Here is a 17,953-nt window from a genome sequence, read left to right on the forward strand (position 1 = left end):
GCTGTACAGATGAAATAACATATACTGTAGCTGCTTTAGTGAATATTACCGTAACAGGACAATTGATCAATGATGTAGTGTGTAATGGAGATTCTAATGGTTCTGCTAAATTTGATGTAGATAATTTTACAATAATTTATAATAGCGCTTTAATAGCAGGTCCTGCTACAGCAACTTTAACCCAAACAGGAAAAGAAGTTTTCTTAACCAATGCACCGGCAGGTACTTATACAGTTCGTGTAACAGATGCTATAACAGGATGTACAGCTGATGCTACAATAACAGTTAGCCAGCCTACACCACTAGCAATAGCAGTTACAAGCAATATAAATGCTACTTGTAATACAGGAGCTCAGGTTTCGGTTGCAGCAACAGGAGGAACTCCTAATTATGAATATGCTTTTGTTTTAGCAGGTGTTACACCAACACCGGCAGATTACACCAACAGTTTTAATGCTGTTTTAGATCCTGCTCTTGGACTGAACTGGAGAGCGTATGTAAAAGATGCACATAATTGTGTGACGTATATTGACATTACAATAGCCATAGATCCGTTACCGGGTAACATTACAGCGACAGTATTGAGTCATTGTCCATCTGCAACGGGAGATTATAGCTTTACAGTGAATGTAGGATCAGGAATTGCTCCTTTTGAATATAGTATACCGGGAAGTGGTTTTCAAACCAGCAATACTTTTACAGTAAAAGTACCGGGAAGCTACGATGTAACGGTTAGAGATGCAAATGGCTGTCAGGTTACAGTACCGGCTCTGGTAACTATTTTACCAGTGTTACAATTAAATGCTGTTATTACTGCATTGCCTAGTTGTACTGCAGCGAATGGCGGAAGCATAACAGCTGCAGGTACCGGAGGTTCAGGTGCAGCTAATTACAGTTATACGCTAAACGGAGGAGCGCCAATAACGACAACTCCTGCTGTATTTACTAATGTTGCAGCCGGAACCTATACTATAAGAATAACGGACACCCTAACCAATTGTAGTGTGGATCAACAGGTAGTTGTTTCATCACCAACACTTATTACCGGATTTGCATTAGCCAAAACTGATGTAACGTGTAATGGAGGTACAGATGGCCGTATAACAGCCAGTTTAGCGCCAAGCGCACCGGGTGTAAACGATAATCCTGTGTATGAGTATAGTTTAACAGGTACTACAGTTTTAGGAGCAGTAGTTACCAGACCAAATCAAACCAGTCCTGTTTTTGATACCCTTGAGGCAGGAAGTTATACTGTAACGGTTACCTCAGGCAGAGCTTGTCAGGATTCAATTACCATTCAGGTTACACAGCCGGCTTTAATTGTAGCGGCAACTCCGGTAGTGGTACAATATGCCTGTAATGCAGGAAGTAATACGTCTAATTATGCAACGGTAACAGTAGCAAGTGTTACAGGAGGTTCAGGAGTGTATACGTATGAGTTTATCAGAAACGGTGTTGCTGTTCAGAAAGGAACACAAAATGTGTATACAGAATCTGATTTCTTAGGAGGTAATTATATCGTAAATGTTACCGATGACAAAGGATGTACAGCAGCAGCTACAACAGTAGTAACAGTTGATCCGTTTATTAGTTTAGATGTTATAAATGTGTCAAAAACACCTATTACCTGTGTTGCTGACGAAGATATTACAGTCTCTGTAGCGACTACAGGGGGAACACCGGCATCGTTAGATTATACTGTTGCAGGAGTTGGTAATCCGTATAACCAAACGAACACAACAGGTGTTTTCACCGGCCTTGGAATAGGAAGTTATCTGATCACCGTTACCAATCCGGTAACAGGATGCAGTATTCAGGATACCTATTATGTTGCAGATCCTAATACTTTTGAAATCAAAGCGAATGTTACTGCCAAAGAAATTTGTTTTGGAAGCAGTGACGGAATAGTAGAATTAACCTTTGTGGATAACCAGCCTGTTCCAACAGATGAAGCAGGTCCTTTTAACTATGTGATTACAGGAGGCGCAGTCCCTATTACAGGAAGTGCAGCCAGCGCAGGTCCAATTACCATTGCCAATCTGCCTGCAGGTCAGTATACCGTGACCGCTACGCTTATAGCAAGTCCTCAGTGTATCGTTACAACAGTGTTTAGTATTCTGCAGCCATCGGCACCTTTAGCCTTGAGTACTACAACATCGGCCATAACATGTATACCGGGCAATGATGGAGAAATAACAGCAATTGCAACAGCAGGCTGGGGAGCACCGTATGAGTATGAATTAATGTTAAATGGAGCTGTTGTAGTGCCTTACAGTACAAATGGAAGCTTTACTAAGTTAAGCGCAGGAACTTATACTATTAATGCCAAAGACAATCATGGCTGTAGTATCAGTGCAACAGAAACACTGGTTATTCCGGCGCCTATCGTAGTTACCGCTGCTGCCAGTACCACTATGTTAACTTGTTTTGGAGACAGAACAGCTGTAATTACAGTTGCTGCTCCAACCGGAGGACAGGGAAGTAACTATCTGTACACCTTAAATATGGTTTCAGTAAATCCGTTTATTGTTTCGGGTCCACAATCAAGTGGTATTTTCAGCGGCCTGGGAGCAGGAACGTACAACATAACGGTGACTGATGGATTTAATTGTTCGGCTACCTCTGCGGATATTGTAATTGCAGAGCCGACAAAAGTTACCACCAGTCTGGTATTGTCCAAATCACAAACCTGTTTAACCCTGTCAGAGCTTACTTTAAGTGCTGGGGGAGGAAATGGTCCTTATACGTATAGTGCTGATGGCATTTCATATAGTACAGTAACCTTTGCAAGTTCTGTTTCATTTTCTGTTCCGGTAGGTAAATACCAATATTATGTAAAAGATGCTAGCGGATGTGTGGCCATTATTTCAAATGAAATTTCAATTGATCCATTACAGCCTCTGACAGTGAATGTAGATGTGAGTAATGCAGTAATAAAATGTTTAGGAGAGTCAACAGGAGTTATAGTGGCAAATGCTACGGGTGGTTTAGGCAGTTATGTTTATACCCTTGAAGACGGAGCAGGAGGTCTTGTAAGACCAGCTCAGGCCAATGGAAGATTTGAAAACTTAGCTGTTGGAAACTATATGGTAAAAGTAAGCAGTGTGGATTGCGATGCAAGCTCAGTACTGATTACCATTACCCAGCCGGCAACAGCAATTCAGGCGGCATTTATTCCTACAGATGTAAGTTGTTTTGGAGAAAATGATGGTAGAATTGTAGTCAACGCTACAGGAGGAACAGGAATTACTAAATATGCTATTTCGCCTAAATTAAACAGATTTGATTATGCTAATACATTTGAAAAATTAACAGCAGGTACTTATACGGTAATTGCGCAGGATGAAAACGGATGTTATGCTATCACTGAAGTTGTTGTTAATCAGCCTGATCCATTAAGTATGGAAGAGATTCCAGAATCTATAGTTCCGGAACTATGTAAAGACGACAAAAATGGTGCCTTTAGTATTTATATTAAAGGAGGTACAGGTCCTTATAGTGTAAGTTTAGACAATGAGAAAGGTCCTTTTATACCAGGAGCTATCGGTCAGACTGTATTTGAATTTAAAGGTATTAATGGAGGATATCATGCAGTATATATTCTTGATGCTAAAGGTTGTACAAATATGGTCATGGAAAATTTGCCTGTACCAGTAGTATTGGAACCAAAAGTTACAGTAAGCTATGAATGTGTTAATAATGCACAGGCTAACAGAGTAGAAGTTATAATAGATGAAAGTAATACAGATCCAAGTCTTATGAAATATGATTTAGATGGAAATCCGGCTACTGTTCAAAATAGCAACATCTTTACCAATATAGCACCTGGTTATCATATTATAACTGCGGTTCATGATAATGGCTGTTACCAATTCTCAACACAATTTTTTGTGGAGTCTTATGAGCCATTAGAACTAAAACCTACTGTAACACAAGAGATGAACATATTGACTGTAATAGCAAGTGGGGGAACTTCTAATTATGTATACAGTTTTAACGGAGGACCATTTACTTCTTCTAATAAATTTATAATTCGCGAATCTGGAGATTACCATATAATTGTAAGAGATGAAAATGGTTGCGAGGCAAGTATTATTGCTCCGGCAAAGTTTGTTGATGTTTGTATTGATGATTACTTTACACCTAATGGTGATGGAGTTTACGATGAGTGGGGACCTGGTTGTACCAATATTTATAAGGATCTTGAATTCTCAATTTTTGACAGATATGGTCGTGTTATTAACAAATACCACTATGGAGAAAAATGGGATGGTAGATACAATGGTGAGGAATTACCATCAGGAGATTATTGGTACGTTCTTAAACTGAATGATGTAAAAGATAACAGAGAGTTTGTCGGGCATTTTACTTTATATCGTTAACCGATAATAAGCAAGCCAGTCAGTCATAGATTTTATATCATCTAAAAAAAATACAATGAAAAAACTTATTATATCCTTAGTATTCATGGCTGTAACATCAGGTTACAGCCAGGAGCTAAACCTGCCGGTATTTACCCAGTATTTAGCAGATAGTCCCTTTATATTATCTCCTGCTTACGCTGGTATTGGCGATAACCTGAGAATCAGAGCCAATGGTCTGACACAATGGGTGGGAATCAAAGATGCGCCTCAGAATCAATCTGTTTTTGCTGATTTTCGTATCCTGGACCGCTCCGGAATTGGAATCTCAGTTTACAATGATAAAAACGGCTATACAAGACAAACAGGAGCAAAAGTTTCTTTTGCCCATCACCTGATTTTAGATTACTATTCCAAGCAATACCTGTCTTTTGGTATTTCGTATAACTTTAATAGTTTTCATATCAATATTGATGAATTTAACAGTACGCCCAATCAGCCTATTTTAGATCCGTCTATTACAGATAACCGTTATACTCAAAATAACAACTTTGATATTAGTATGCTGTACCGTTATGAGAATTTTTTTGCCAGTCTTAATGCCAATAATATTTTAAGAAAAAACATTGATAAGTATAAAGGAGTAGAGCCGGATTTGCTATCTAATTTTCAACTTTATAGCGGATATACTTTCAGAGATGGTGAAAATAGAAATATAGAGTACGAACCTTCTGTGTATTACCAGTTTTTTGCCAGTGATCAGCGTTCGAGTACCGATTTGAATTTCAAATACAAACGCTATAACCGCTATGAAGATTATTACTGGATTGGGGTATCGTACCGCTTTTTGAATGATCAGTTATTAAAACCTTTATCAGCAGGTCCTATGGTAGGTTTTATGAAATCTAAATTCTATTTTGGTTATTCGTATCAGGTCATGTTTAATGATTTAGGAAGCCATAACTCAGGTACTCATATGATTACCATTGGAATGGACTTCCTGGGATCAATCAGTAACTGTCCGTGTACACAAGGTCCTGTACATTAGAATGCTGTAAAACGTATCAAATTCCAGCATTCAGATTACGCCAATAAAAAAAAGTTTAAAGCTTAAAAGATATACATTCGAATAGATATATTTTATCAAATAACATCTTATGAATTTATATTTTTTAAGCTTTCATAATTTAAGTCATTATAAGTATAAATAATAGTATCTGCCAACGATTGATCTTGGGTGTCGACACCTTCACTTTTGTAAGCAATACAAAATATTCCAGCTGCATTCGCTGCTTTAATTCCATTGGTACTATCTTCAATTACAATGCATTCCTCTTTAGGTGCACTGGAGTAAGATGCTGCTTTAAGGAAAATTGCAGGATGTGGTTTAGACTCTGGGAAATCATTACCGCTAATTTTATGTGAAAAATATTGATTAAGATCAAAACGCTCAAAAACCTTATCGATAACTTGCATTTCAGAAGAGGAAGCTACAATCAATTGAACTCCATTGTTGTGGAGATCAATAATTAAATCTTTTACACCAGGCATTAAATGCAAATCTTCTTTTTTATCAAATGCTTCCAGAAATAAGGTGTTTTTGGCTAAAATTAGTTCTTCAATTGTATGAGGAAGATTAAATTGATCTTTTATTTTTTTATAGATCGTTTTATTTGAATTTCCAGTAAATGTGGCAAATAATTCATTTGTTACTTCAATATTTAAATTCTTAAATTGAATAAGACTTACTTCATGATGTAATGGTTCACTGTTAACTAATACACCATCCATATCGAAAATTACGGTTTTAACCATTGCGTTTTTTTTTAATTATATAAAATAGAGCTTTAAGGAATTTTAAACGTTTTCAGTTTTTAACTGAGAAGTTTTTGATTCCTTTTATTATTTAAATATTTCCTTACCGGAATATCATAAAAAGTCATGACTACGTAAGCAATTATTACAAGAAAAATTACTCCAAGAATCACTATAAGTGTTAATTGTGCGGTATCAGGCTTGTAATTTGTATAGTAATTTCCAAACATCCAAATTGCAGCATAATGTGTCATATACAAAGGGTAAGAAATATTTCCTGAAAAGTTACAAATCTTTTTGAGATGTGGTGTCACTTCAGTTCCCGCACCCAAAGCGATTAGTAATGGAAAATAAAACAATACAATTAAAGGTTCGGCTAGCCAATTTAATTTTGAAAATGGCATTATGAATGCTAAAAGCAATAATAGCGAAAGACCTGCAAATCCCAGCTTATTTTTGATAATCCAATTAGAGCGATAGATAAGTAATCCGGCTAAAAAAGAATAAGAGATTCTGGCACAGCCATCCCAAAAGGTAGGACCGCTCCAGCCACCTAATAAATTTCCGGCACTATATCCGACAAAACAAATCGCTCCGGCAGAAAGTAGTGTTAGTATTAACAAATAGTTACGGCTAATTCGATAAAGAATAAAGGCATAAACAATATTTGCCATATATTCCCAAAATAAAGACCATGCCGGAGCATTAAAACTAAAAAGATTAAATGCCCGATCTGCTATTACAGGCAGTGGAATAAGAAATAAGGAACAAAAAAAAGTCAATAAGATTTTGCCATTACTATACAGTTCCTGATAATTAGCAAAAGGATCTAAAAGAAATGCTAAAAGTCCCAAAACAGAACCTGCTATAACCAAAGGATGAAGCCTGATAATTCTGGATATAAAGAAATTGCGAATACCCATTTTAGCAATGCGATCATCATAAGCATACCCGATTACAAATCCTGAGAGGCAAAAGAAAAAATCAACAGCCAAAAAGCCATGTCCTATGAAATTCTGACTAGGATCTGTATAAATCCATTCCATAAAATGAAAGATAACAACAGCCAATGCTGCAAAGCCTCTTAATCCGTCTAAAACTTTAAAATGTTGTTTGGTCTGGAGAATTGTCGATGGGCTTGTACTTGTAGTCATTTACGGTTTGGTATCTTATTTAAATTGAATCTGGCGCTGCTGGCTAAATTTATGCTGTTGCAAATTATATAAATTAATGTTCAAATCAAAATTAGGTGTTAACAGCTGTTTATCATTTGTTTACGCAGGTTTTACAAGGTAATTTTCTAATTATCAACGACTATCAGTAATTATTAAAGTAGTCTAATATTGAAATCCTTGTTATGAAAAAATTATTATCGTAATAAAAATAGTGTTATATTAGCATTGCCAAAATGTAAGTGTACAGCGTAAATCAATCGTAAAACATTGGTTTTTAATGTTTTTAAACATTAGAAAAAGTTAGAGCTTTCGTATGTGGACGACTAGTGATTTGTTTCAAGTAAACATTTGTAGGTTTCCACTTTTCTTATTACAATAAACGCCACAATGAAATTAATAGAAAATAAAGAACTCTTTCAAGCCATTTTTAACTCCTCTCCAAACGGCATTACAATACTGCAATCTATTAATGATGAAAAAGATAAAACAGTAAATTTTTTGGTACTTCTTTTAAATTCTACAGCTTTACATTTTATTGGCAATACATCTTATGAAAACAAAAGCTATAGCGAAGTTTTTCCTATGATGAAAGAGGCAGCTGTAGAGGAAAAATTTATTGAAGTAATGAAAACGGGCGTAACGGCTAGTTTTGAAAACATTATTACGATTAATAATAAAAAGTATTCTTTTCAATTTACTGTCGTAAAACAAGCTGATTTGCTGGTAGTAACAACAGAAGATATAACAGCACTGCGACAGGCAGAAATTACACTTGATACTGCATTGACAGTAGCAGAAAAACAAAAACGATTTTACGATTCTATCACAAATAATACACCCGATCTTGTATATGTATTTGATCTGTCTTATATTTTTACCTATGCCAATAAAGCTTTGCTTACTATGTGGGGTAAATCAGCAGAGGATTCTATAGGACGTGGTTTAAGAGAAAATGGTTATGAAGAATGGCATGCTCTAATGCATGAACGTGAAATTGATGAAGTCGTTGCCACAAAAAAAACAGTTAGGGGAACAGTATCTTTTCCACATGCTGAATTAGGAAACAGGGTTTACGATTATATTCTTGCTCCGGTTTTAAATGAAGAAGGAGAGGTAGAAGCCATTGCCGGAACAACCCGGGATATTACAGAAATCAAACAAGCAGAAAAAAGAATTCAGCAAAGTGAAACGCGTTTTCGAAGTATGATCGAACAAGCACCAATAGCGATGTTATTGTCTAAAGGTGAAGATGTTATAATTGAGAGCATTAATAATCCAATGCTACAGTTTATAAATAAAAAAACAGCAAAGGAGGTTCTTGGTAAAAAAGCATTTGATACATTACCGGAACTTGCAGACCAGCAAATACTTCAAACAGTTGTACAAGTACAAAAAACCGGTATTCCTTATAGAGGATATGAACAACCAGTTGATTTAGTCGTTAATGGTGAGACAGAACGTCGCTATTTTAATTTTTCTTTCGATTGTATCAATGATGCTGAAGACAGTTCTGCGGTGTTGCACATGGCAATGGATGTAACAGAACAGGTGTTGGCAAGATGGAAATTGGAGGATAGCGAAAGCAGGTTAAAATCGGTAATAGATCAAACGCCTGCGCCAACCTTGGTACTGATGGGCAAGGACTTGATTATTGAGCAAATCAATAAGCACATGTTGCAAATGATTGGACGCGGTGAAGAAATAATTGGTAAAGCATTGATCGATGTGCTACCGGAACTTGAGGGACAATATGTTTGGAAACAGGTTCAGAATGTATATAACAAAGGAATTCCGTTTTATCAAAGTGAAGTCCTGGTACAGCATAACCGTACAGGTGTACCAGTTGATTATTATTACAATTTGGCTTATCGTCCTCTAGTTCAAAACGGACAAATAGTTGGAATGATTCAGGTTGCTATCGATGTAACGGAACATGTAATGGCTCGAAAAAAACTGGAAGAAAGTGAGAAACGTTTTCGTGCTTTGATAACCGCTTCATCTGATGCAGTATACCGAATGAACGCTGATTTTACCGGACTGCGTAATTTAGAAGAGCAAGGCTTCGATACTAATCAACAGCAAGCTCCTTCTGTTAACTGGATAGACAAATACATTCATCCTGACGATCGTAAACAGGCTGTCCATTTTATTGAAGCATCTATAGAAAACAAAAAAATATTTGAGTTAGAGCATCGTGTTTTAAATGCTGATGGAACTTTTACCTGGAATTTTTCAAGAGCTGTACCTATAGTAGATGATCAAAATAATGTAATCGAATGGTTTGGTACCTGCACAGATATTCATGAAGAACGAACTATTACTGAAAAATTAGAAAGCCTTGTAGCCGATCGTACTAAGGAATTACAACGTTCTAATGAAGATTTACAACAATTTGCCCATGTAGCATCTCATGATTTAAAAGAGCCGGTTCGTAAAATAAAAACGTTTACAAGTCGTTTACAAGATCACCTTAGTGAGCAATTAGATGAAGTTGCTACCCGATATATCGAAAGAATTCATGTTGCTACAGATCGTATGTTTAACATGATTGATGGTGTTTTAGCCTATTCTAAAATTAATGCAGATTTGCAAAAACCAACAGTAGTTGATCTCAATGAGGTTATAAAAAATATCGAAACTGATTTAGAAGTTTCATTACAAAGAACAGGTGGGAAAATCGATTATGATGATCTTGCAATACTAGAAGGAGCATCGGTACTAATTTATCAACTTTTCTATAATTTGATTAATAACTCCTTAAAATTTGCTAAAGCAAATGTACCGCCTCAGATTAAAATTGTGTCTGAGATAAAAGAAGAGAAAAATAAAAAGTTTGCCGTAATTACGCTAACGGATAATGGAATTGGTTTTGAACCAGATATGGCAGAACGAATATTTGAAACCTTTACCCGACTTAATTCTAAAGATAATTACGAAGGTACCGGTTTAGGATTAGCGCTTTGCAAAAAAATAGTAGAGCGTCATGAAGGAAAAATTACTGCAACAGGAATAATAAATGAAGGAGCTGTTTTTACTATAAAACTTCCTTTGCAGCAGAAAGAAAACAACATTTAAATATGAATAAAAAAAGAATTTTGTTAGCTGATGATGATCTTGATGATACAGAAATGTTTTGTGAAGCTTTGGCTCTGATCGATAACAATATTGTTTGTGAATGTGCAAATAATGGGAGTGATGCACTAAATAAACTGGATGCTCTGGATTTTAAGCCAGAACTTATTTTTCTGGATCTTAATATGCCGGTTATGAATGGCTGGGATTGTCTTAAAACATTAAAAAAAGATAAACGTTATCACAACATCCCGGTTATTATGATTTCGACTTCTTCGCATAAAAAAGATATGGAAGCAGCCGCAAATCTTGGGGCTCTTTGTTATTTTGTTAAGCCAAATAGTTTTAAAGATTTAAAAGATGTATTACACTCTATAACAGCAAGTCTTGGAGCAGATTTAAAAGATGCTATAGCAAATTTGCAAGCTAGTCCTTCTGCAAGTATTTTTTCTTTTGTTTAAGAAGAAACTATTAAAAATAAAAATCTCAATATATAAAAAATGCCCCCGGATAGTATTTAACTTTTGGGGGCAGTTTATTGATAAATAGCTTCTTATAAGCGAATAAATTCTAAAATATCTTTATTAATAGTATCCGCTTCAGTGGTTGGCATTCCGTGAGGGAAACCAGGATAAGTAATTAATTTTCCATTTTTTAATAACTTAGCTGCTGCCGGAGCCTGAGTGTAAGGTACGATTTGATCATCTTCACCGTGTAAAACAAGAACCGGAACGTCAACACTTTTAAGGTCTTCTGTAAAATCAGATTCAGAGAAAGCTTTAACTCCTTTATAATGAGCCAAAGCAGAACCCATCATTCCCTGACGCCACCAGTTGTGTCTGATACCTTCTTTTACTGTTGTACCTTCGCGATTCCATCCGTAAAATGGTATCGGAAAATCATAGTAATATTGTGCTCTGCCAGTAGCAACATGCTCTCTGATTTCATCAAAAACAGATACAGGTACACCATCAGGATTGTTGTCATTTTTTATCATAATTGGTGTTACAGCACTAATTAAAATAGCTTTGGCAACACGTCCTTTCCCATGTTTGGCTACGTAACGAATTACTTCACCACCCCCGGTGGAATGTCCAATATGAATCGCATCTTTTAAATCAAGTGCTGCAGTTAGTTCTGCAATATCTGCTACATAAGTATCCATATCGTTTCCTTCGGCGCTTTGACCGGAACGCCCGTGTCCTCTTCGGTCGTGAGCAATTACTCTGTAACCTTGCTCAAGAAAAAATAACATTTGAGTATCCCAATCATCCCCGGATAAGGGCCAGCCGTGGTGAAAAACAATAGGTTGTCCAGTTCCCCAGTCTTTATAATAAATTTCAGTTCCGTCTTTTACTGTAATAGTGCTCATTTTTTATAGTTTTTTAATTAATAATTTGTATTATTTTTTTTTAGGTTTTAATTAGTTGATTTTAACCAAATGTGCCTCAATGCTGGCTCTGTCCGATTCGTATTGTGCAGGCAGTTTTAAATTCTGACCTAATTCTTCAAGACTTTCGTCTACCATAAACCCAGGATTTTCGGTTGCGATTTCGAATAAAACACCACCTGGTTCTCTGAAATATAGAGAGTGGAAATAGTTTCTGTCAATTTGTGGTGTGATAGACAATCCGTATTCTTCTATTTTTTGACGGAAATGCATTAAAATAGCATCATTTTCTACACGAAAAGCAACATGATGTACAGATCCGTTTGCCACATGACCGCGTTTTTCTTCGGCTAATTCTACTAAGTCAACAATGGCAGCGTTTTCTACAGCATCTGTTGCGTAGCGAAAACGGTTTACATCCTGATCGATTAATTTATAACCAAATATTTCAGTTAAAATTGCCGCAGTAGCTTTAATGCTGTTTAAAGTCAAGGTAATATTATGAAAACCTTTAGTTGCAACATCTGCCTTTACTTCGTCAGTTTCCCAAGCTTTTCTTGTGTCTGCTGTTTTAGATTCGATTAATTCTAATTTTAAACCGTCCGGATCTAAAAACGTAAGGTATTTTTCGCCGAATTTTTCAGCTGGTTTGTTGTAAATTACATTGTATTGCTCAAAACGTTTTTGCCAAAAATCCAAACTTCCTTTAGGAACAGAGTATCCAATTTCGGTTGCCATTCCAGAACCTTTTCGGCCTTGTTGAATTCCTTCTCCCCAAGGAAAAAAAGTAAGTATGGTTCCTGCACTTCCAACTTCATCACCAAAATAGAAATGGTATGTTCCCGGATCATCAAAGTTTACTGTTTTTTTAATGAAACGTAATCCTAATATTTTGGAGTAAAAGTCGAAGTTGCGTTTAGCGTCGCCTGCAATTGCAGTAATATGGTGTAAGCCTAAAATTTTATTTTCCATGGTTTCTATATATTAAATTGTTATTGATTTTCTTTTACAAATTTACTTCGGTAATCCACATGCATCGGTTAATGTAGATTAAGAAGTGATACTAACTTGTTTTCTTTTGTTATTCTACTACTATCCAAATTGCATTCCGTTATGTTTAATTATTTGTAAATCAGTTATTAAAGTGGTTTTGGCGTATTTTTTAAATACGATATATCGTAATTTTATATATAGAGATTCTTTTTATTTCAACAATCCATAGCAATTCTATTAAGGCTATTGTTTAAATTTACACGATTACCAATTCAATACCACAATAGTTATTATGGAAAAGTCAAAGGATCAGGCGGCGCTTATTACACAGCGATTGCAGGAAAGAGAAAAGGAGCAAATGCTTATTTTGTCGATCTGTAAAGCACTTTCCGAAGTTTTGACTAGTGCAGAATTTCATAATGTTATTGATGATGTTCTAAAGCATCATTTTTCTTTTGAAGATTTTATTTTGGCTTCGTCTAAAGAAAATGAAACAGAATATCAGGTTTTCTATCAATTTACTGCTCAAAAAAAGTTAAGTAATGCCATTTATTCTACTAATGATGGTTTTTTTGATGTCTGTCTGAATACCGCTGATATGGTGGTTTTTGATATTAAAAGTTTAACAGAAAATAAAAATGCACTTCCGGCTTATCTTCTAAATGTGAAAGATTTTAAGAATGGTATTGGAGTTTGTTTACCTAATCATCGAAATAATCACAATGTATTGTTTCTTTTTTTTAAAAATGCAGCAGGATTTAGCAGAGAAGCAAATCGAATACTTCGAGGCATTGCCACACAATTATCTATAACCGTGGGTAATATCAAAATAGCAGAAGCTTATCAAAATAGTTTAGCAGAATTAAGCAGCTTGAAACGTAATTTTGATAAGAATCAAATACCAAATGTAAAATTAGAAAGCTCAGGTTTTCATGGCATTATCGGCAATAGTGCTGCAATGCAGGAGGTTTACGAATTGATTGGTCAGGTAGCGCCATCACAATCTACCGTTTTGATTTGTGGTGAAACAGGAACGGGAAAAGAACTTGTAGCAAAGGCAATTCATACTTTATCAAGGGTTTCTAATGAAAAAATGGTAAAAGTAAATTGTGCTTCGATTCCTGAAAATTTGATTGAAAGTGAATTATTTGGTCATGAAAAAGGTGCTTTTACAGGAGCTTTAGATTCGAGAATTGGAAAGTTTGAACAAGCTGATAACGGAACAATTTTCTTAGATGAAATAGGCGAATTACCGCTTGAACTTCAAGGTAAATTATTGCGTGTACTACAGGAAAAAGAAATTGAAAGAATAGGAGGTCGAACCACCAAGAAGATCAATGTTCGTGTGATTGCAGCCACAAACCGATCACTCGAAAAAGAAGTGGCAGATGGCCGTTTTAGAAGTGATTTGTATTATCGACTGAATGTTTTTCCAATTTTGCTTCCGGCTTTACGCGAACGTTCGGCTGATATTGAAATATTGGCTCAATTTTTCTTAGAAAAGCATTCTGCTAAAATGGGAAAAAATATTACCGGATTTTCTAAAAAGGTAATAAACAGTATGACTGCAAACAGCTGGCAGGGTAATGTAAGGGAATTAGAAAATATGGTAGAACGCGCTGTTTTATTTGCGAATGAAAAAGTTATTAAGGAAATGATTTTTCCTGAAATTTTTAAAACAGAATCAAAAGATACCGAAACAGAATTCTATACCAAAACATTACAGGAAGTAGAGAAGGAGCACATTCTTAAAGTTGTAAAAAAATGCGGCGGAAGAATTTCAGGTCCTCAGGGCGCCGCAATTTTATTAGGAGTTCCTGCAACAACACTTATTTCGAGAATGCAGAAATTAGGCATTAAAAAGAAGCATTTTTAAGTTGATTATTCTTGTGTTACCTTTATTTTACCGGAAGAAATAGCCCAGAAAATCAATAACAGCATGCTAATTGCCAATGCAACAGCAGGAAATTGAAAAGAAATTGCAAAAGCAATAATGTAGGTTGGAAGTCCGTATAAATAATTTTTCCTGATTTTTTGTATAGCGGAATTGGTAATTCCGGGACGTAACAATTTTTTATTATTACTGGCAATAAACCATAAAAGGTTATATGAAATATTGATAAGAACAAAAATACCAGTATAAATTGCTACTGCGATACCCGAAGCTTCTCCTTCAAAAAAACGAGCCAGTAAAGCTGTTGGATAGGATACAGCAGAAACCAAAAATAGAATTAATCCGTTGGCAAACATAAGCGCGGTTGTACGGCTGTAAATTTGTTTGAAAATCTTGTGATGATTCACCCACATGATGAAAATACTGAAAAATGAAAGCGTAAATGCCAAATAAGTTGTCCATTCACTTTTAAGGTAATTCAGTAATTGAATACCATTTTTAACAGTGTTGGTATCGGGAGCATGAAGATCCAGCACCAAAAGCGTAATGGCAATGGCAAAAACGGCATCGCTAAAATTCTCGATACGTACAGTTTCTTTTTCCATTTTTTATATTTTTATAAATATTGACTTTCGCATAGTCGGTTCAATATTTTTAGTTTTATGTCCTTTGCCTGTAGTGTCTTCTACCAACAATATGGATCCTGTAGCAAAGGTTCTTTTTTCACCCAGAGAAGTTTCGATTAGTACCCCGCCATCAATTAAAATAATATATTGACGATCCGGAGCATTATGAAAATCATAATCATAAGATGGAATCACTTCTCTAAAAACGATTGATTTTACAGGTTCATCATCAGATAAAAATCCGATCGCACCATTGTTTTTCAACGGTACTTCGAAATCTTCAAAATGGCTTTCACCATTTGTATCGCTGTAAATGCGGGTTATTTGTATCATTACTTTTTTGTAAAAACAAGTTCGTTGGCAAGGTCAATTTCGTCCTGACTAATGGTATGTCCCATGTCCGGATAGATTTTTTTAGTAACGGCTGCACCCATTTTAGTGAGTAATTTTTCCGTATCATTTACTCGTTCTACAGGAACGTGAAAATCAGGATCGCTCGTTCCGATGAAGATTGGTGTATTTTCGAAATTTCCGGCATAATGCTCTTCATATACTTTATCACCAATTAATCCGCCTGTAAAAGCTACAACTCCACCATATTTTGCAGCATTTCGGGCTGTAAATTCTAAAGCAAGACATGCGCCTTGTGAGAATCCCAGGAAGTAAATGTTTTCTTTTTCGATTCCGTTTTTCTCGATCTTCGTTACTACATCTGCAATTGTTGCCAATGATTTAGAAAATGAAGGTTCATTCTCTGCAATGGGAACTAAAAAAGAATACGGATACCAGGTTCTGTTTTCTGCTTGTGGCGCAATCAACGCAAAATCGTCTACATTTAGATATCTTGCAATTGAGAGAATATCGTTGGAACCTGCACCACGACCATGAATCATGATTAAGGCTTTTTTTGCTTCTTTCAGAGGTGTTCCAGCTGTTATATTGTCTAAGTTCATACGTCTTTTTTTTAAATTATTTTTTCCAGATGTCTTGGTATTCTTCCGGATTTTTTTTGAATTGTGCATGCACGTACGGACAAAGAGGTAATACCACCATGTTATGTGCGCGCACATACGAAGTCATTTCGTTAAGCAGCATTTTTGCATATCCCTTTCCTTCGCCCTCCGGTTCAACACCAGTATGGTAAACAGTTAGCAAATCATCTTTGATACTTACTGTCATTTCTCCCAGTTTTTTAGTATCAACATAAAGGTTAAAAGCACCGTGTTTTTTCTCGTCTAATTCTAGTTTTATCGCTTCCATATCTTAATTATATCCTTGTTTTATACCTAATTTTTTCATTTTTGAATACAATGTTTGCGGTTGCATTTGTAGTAACTCTGCTGCACCTCCGGCACCTGAGACCTTTCCTCCACAATTTTGCAGTGCATTCATAATATGCTCTTTTTCCATTTCCTCCATAGATTTCATTTTTCCGTTGTTTTCGGAAGAAAAAGAAATGTTAGCAGGAAGATCGAATTTTTCAATTTCGTTTGTTCTGGTCAGTAAAACGTTTCTTTCGATCATGTGTTCCAGTTCACGAATATTACCCGGCCAGTCGTAGTGCATCAGTTGCGCTAAAGCAGATGAAGAAATCCCCGAAACATTTTTACGGGCATTGGCTGCGTATTTTTTTAAAAAGTAATGTGCTAAAGCTTCAATATCATTTTTACGATCTTTTAATGGAGGCAATTGAATAGGGAAGACGTTTAGCCTGTAATACAAATCTAATCTGAAACGGCCCTCTGCAACTTCTTTTTCCAGAGATCTGTTGGTTGCAGCTACAACACGCACATTAATTTTAATGGTAGAATTACCACCAAGACGCTGAATTTCTTTTTCCTGTAAAACGCGCAATAATTTCACCTGAGATTCTAATGGCAATTCACCAATTTCATCTAAGAAAATAGTTCCGTTATGTGCTTGTTCAAATTTACCGATACGCAATGTATTAGCTCCAGTAAAAGCTCCTTTCTCATGACCGAATAATTCTGATTCTATTAAGGATTGTGGTAAAGCAGCACAATTTACAACCACAATATTATTTGATTTATGAGCAGAAAGATCATGAATAGCGTGTGCAACTCTTTCTTTTCCGGTTCCGCTTTCGCCGAGAATCAAAACAGAAGTTTCTGCCGGTGCTACAATTTTGATCTTTTCTGTTACTTCTTTTAATGCAGCACTGTTGCCAATAATACCTTCGATTTCTTCTGTTCCGGCTGTTGCGGGAATAGCAGTAAAAACTTCTTTTTCTTCGTTGTATCTGTATTTTGCAATGTCAAGCATTATAATAAGATCCCGCTCTCTAAAAGGTTTTACCATAAAACCATAAGGATGCGTTTCTTTTACCGCTTCGAGAGTTGACTGATTGGTATTGGCAGAAATGTATAAAAAAGGCAACTGCATTTTGCGTAGTTCCCAAGCAAGATCAATTCCGGTAAGATCGCCTTTTAGCATAATATCAAGCAAAACCCAATCCGGTTTTTTAGCCTCGATTAATTTACGCGCCTGAACCACAGAAGAAGCAATGCCGGTAATGGTATAACCAGCTTTAACCAACATGATTTTTAGATCATTAGCTACTATAAATTCATCTTCAACAATTAGAATTTTTTCCTTCATTACCTAAA

The 17,953-nt window shown here is 35.8% G+C and carries 14 protein-coding genes; 5 read left to right on the forward strand and 9 right to left on the reverse strand.

The window, feature by feature from the left end:
• Window positions 1–4,382 (forward strand): T9SS type B sorting domain-containing protein (locus B0A66_RS13065; protein WP_133063744.1); only part of this gene is annotated, 4,382 nt, incomplete at its 5' end.
• Between the two features lie 55 nt (window positions 4,383–4,437).
• On the forward strand, window positions 4,438–5,409 hold the full coding sequence (locus B0A66_RS13070) for a PorP/SprF family type IX secretion system membrane protein (protein ID WP_089050293.1): 972 nt from the start codon (window positions 4,438–4,440) through the stop codon (window positions 5,407–5,409).
• A 107-nt stretch (window positions 5,410–5,516) separates the two neighbouring features.
• Here the strand turns inward: B0A66_RS13070 and B0A66_RS13075 are convergent, their stop codons facing one another.
• Together B0A66_RS13075 and B0A66_RS13080 are read right to left on the reverse strand one after the other, a co-directional pair.
• A complete protein-coding gene (locus B0A66_RS13075; RefSeq protein ID WP_089050294.1) occupies window positions 5,517–6,176 on the reverse strand; it encodes an HAD family hydrolase in 660 nt (219 codons plus the stop codon).
• 59 nt (window positions 6,177–6,235) lie between these two features.
• On the reverse strand, window positions 6,236–7,330 hold the full coding sequence (locus B0A66_RS13080) for an acyltransferase family protein (protein ID WP_089050295.1): 1,095 nt from the start codon (window positions 7,328–7,330) through the stop codon (window positions 6,236–6,238).
• 408 nt (window positions 7,331–7,738) lie between these two features.
• Here B0A66_RS13080 and B0A66_RS13085 point away from each other — a divergent pair, with 408 nt between their 5' ends.
• The gene (locus tag B0A66_RS13085; protein ID WP_089050296.1) at window positions 7,739–10,426 is read left to right on the forward strand and encodes a PAS domain S-box protein; all 2,688 of its coding nucleotides are present in this window, start codon (window positions 7,739–7,741) and stop codon (window positions 10,424–10,426) included.
• A gap of 2 nt (window positions 10,427–10,428) precedes the next feature.
• On the forward strand, window positions 10,429–10,884 hold the full coding sequence (locus B0A66_RS13090) for a response regulator (RefSeq protein ID WP_089050297.1): 456 nt from the start codon (window positions 10,429–10,431) through the stop codon (window positions 10,882–10,884).
• Window positions 10,885–10,976: 92 nt separating this feature from the next.
• Here the strand turns inward: B0A66_RS13090 and B0A66_RS13095 are convergent, their stop codons facing one another.
• Window positions 10,977–11,795 carry an alpha/beta fold hydrolase gene (locus tag B0A66_RS13095; RefSeq protein ID WP_089050298.1) on the reverse strand — a complete coding sequence of 273 codons (819 nt, stop codon included), beginning with the start codon at window positions 11,793–11,795 and terminating at the stop codon, window positions 10,977–10,979.
• Between the two features lie 51 nt (window positions 11,796–11,846).
• Complete coding sequence (locus B0A66_RS13100) at window positions 11,847–12,785, reverse strand: ring-cleaving dioxygenase (RefSeq protein WP_089050299.1); 939 nt, start codon at window positions 12,783–12,785, stop codon at window positions 11,847–11,849.
• 313 nt (window positions 12,786–13,098) lie between these two features.
• On the opposite strand from B0A66_RS13100, the gene B0A66_RS13105 reads away from it, so the two are divergent.
• Window positions 13,099–14,682, forward strand: coding sequence for a sigma-54 interaction domain-containing protein (locus tag B0A66_RS13105; protein WP_089050300.1), 1,584 nt, complete (start codon window positions 13,099–13,101; stop codon window positions 14,680–14,682).
• 5 nt (window positions 14,683–14,687) lie between these two features.
• Here the strand turns inward: B0A66_RS13105 and B0A66_RS13110 are convergent, their stop codons facing one another.
• The 5 genes from B0A66_RS13110 to B0A66_RS13130 are packed head-to-tail and all read right to left on the reverse strand — an operon-like array spanning window position 14,688 to window position 17,945.
• Window positions 14,688–15,305 (reverse strand): TMEM175 family protein, encoded by a 618-nt coding sequence (locus B0A66_RS13110; RefSeq protein WP_089050301.1) that lies wholly within the window; start codon window positions 15,303–15,305, stop codon window positions 14,688–14,690.
• A gap of 3 nt (window positions 15,306–15,308) precedes the next feature.
• Window positions 15,309–15,659, reverse strand: a complete 351-nt coding sequence (locus B0A66_RS13115) for a cupin domain-containing protein (RefSeq protein ID WP_089050302.1) — start codon at window positions 15,657–15,659, stop codon at window positions 15,309–15,311.
• Complete coding sequence (locus B0A66_RS13120) at window positions 15,659–16,396, reverse strand: alpha/beta hydrolase (protein WP_346771154.1); 738 nt, start codon at window positions 16,394–16,396, stop codon at window positions 15,659–15,661. Before B0A66_RS13120 ends, B0A66_RS13115 begins: the two co-directional genes overlap by 1 nt.
• Window positions 16,296–16,586 carry a GNAT family N-acetyltransferase gene (locus B0A66_RS13125; RefSeq protein WP_089050304.1) on the reverse strand — a complete coding sequence of 97 codons (291 nt, stop codon included), beginning with the start codon at window positions 16,584–16,586 and terminating at the stop codon, window positions 16,296–16,298. The genes B0A66_RS13120 and B0A66_RS13125 overlap by 101 nt, the downstream gene beginning before the upstream one ends.
• A gap of 3 nt (window positions 16,587–16,589) precedes the next feature.
• Entirely contained in the window at window positions 16,590–17,945 is a 1,356-nt protein-coding gene (locus B0A66_RS13130) for a sigma-54-dependent transcriptional regulator (protein WP_089050305.1), read from the reverse strand.
• Window positions 17,946–17,953: the final 8 nt, after the last annotated feature.

This window comes from Flavobacterium hercynium, from assembly GCF_002217285.1.
Lineage (GTDB): Bacteria > Bacteroidota > Bacteroidia > Flavobacteriales > Flavobacteriaceae > Flavobacterium > Flavobacterium hercynium.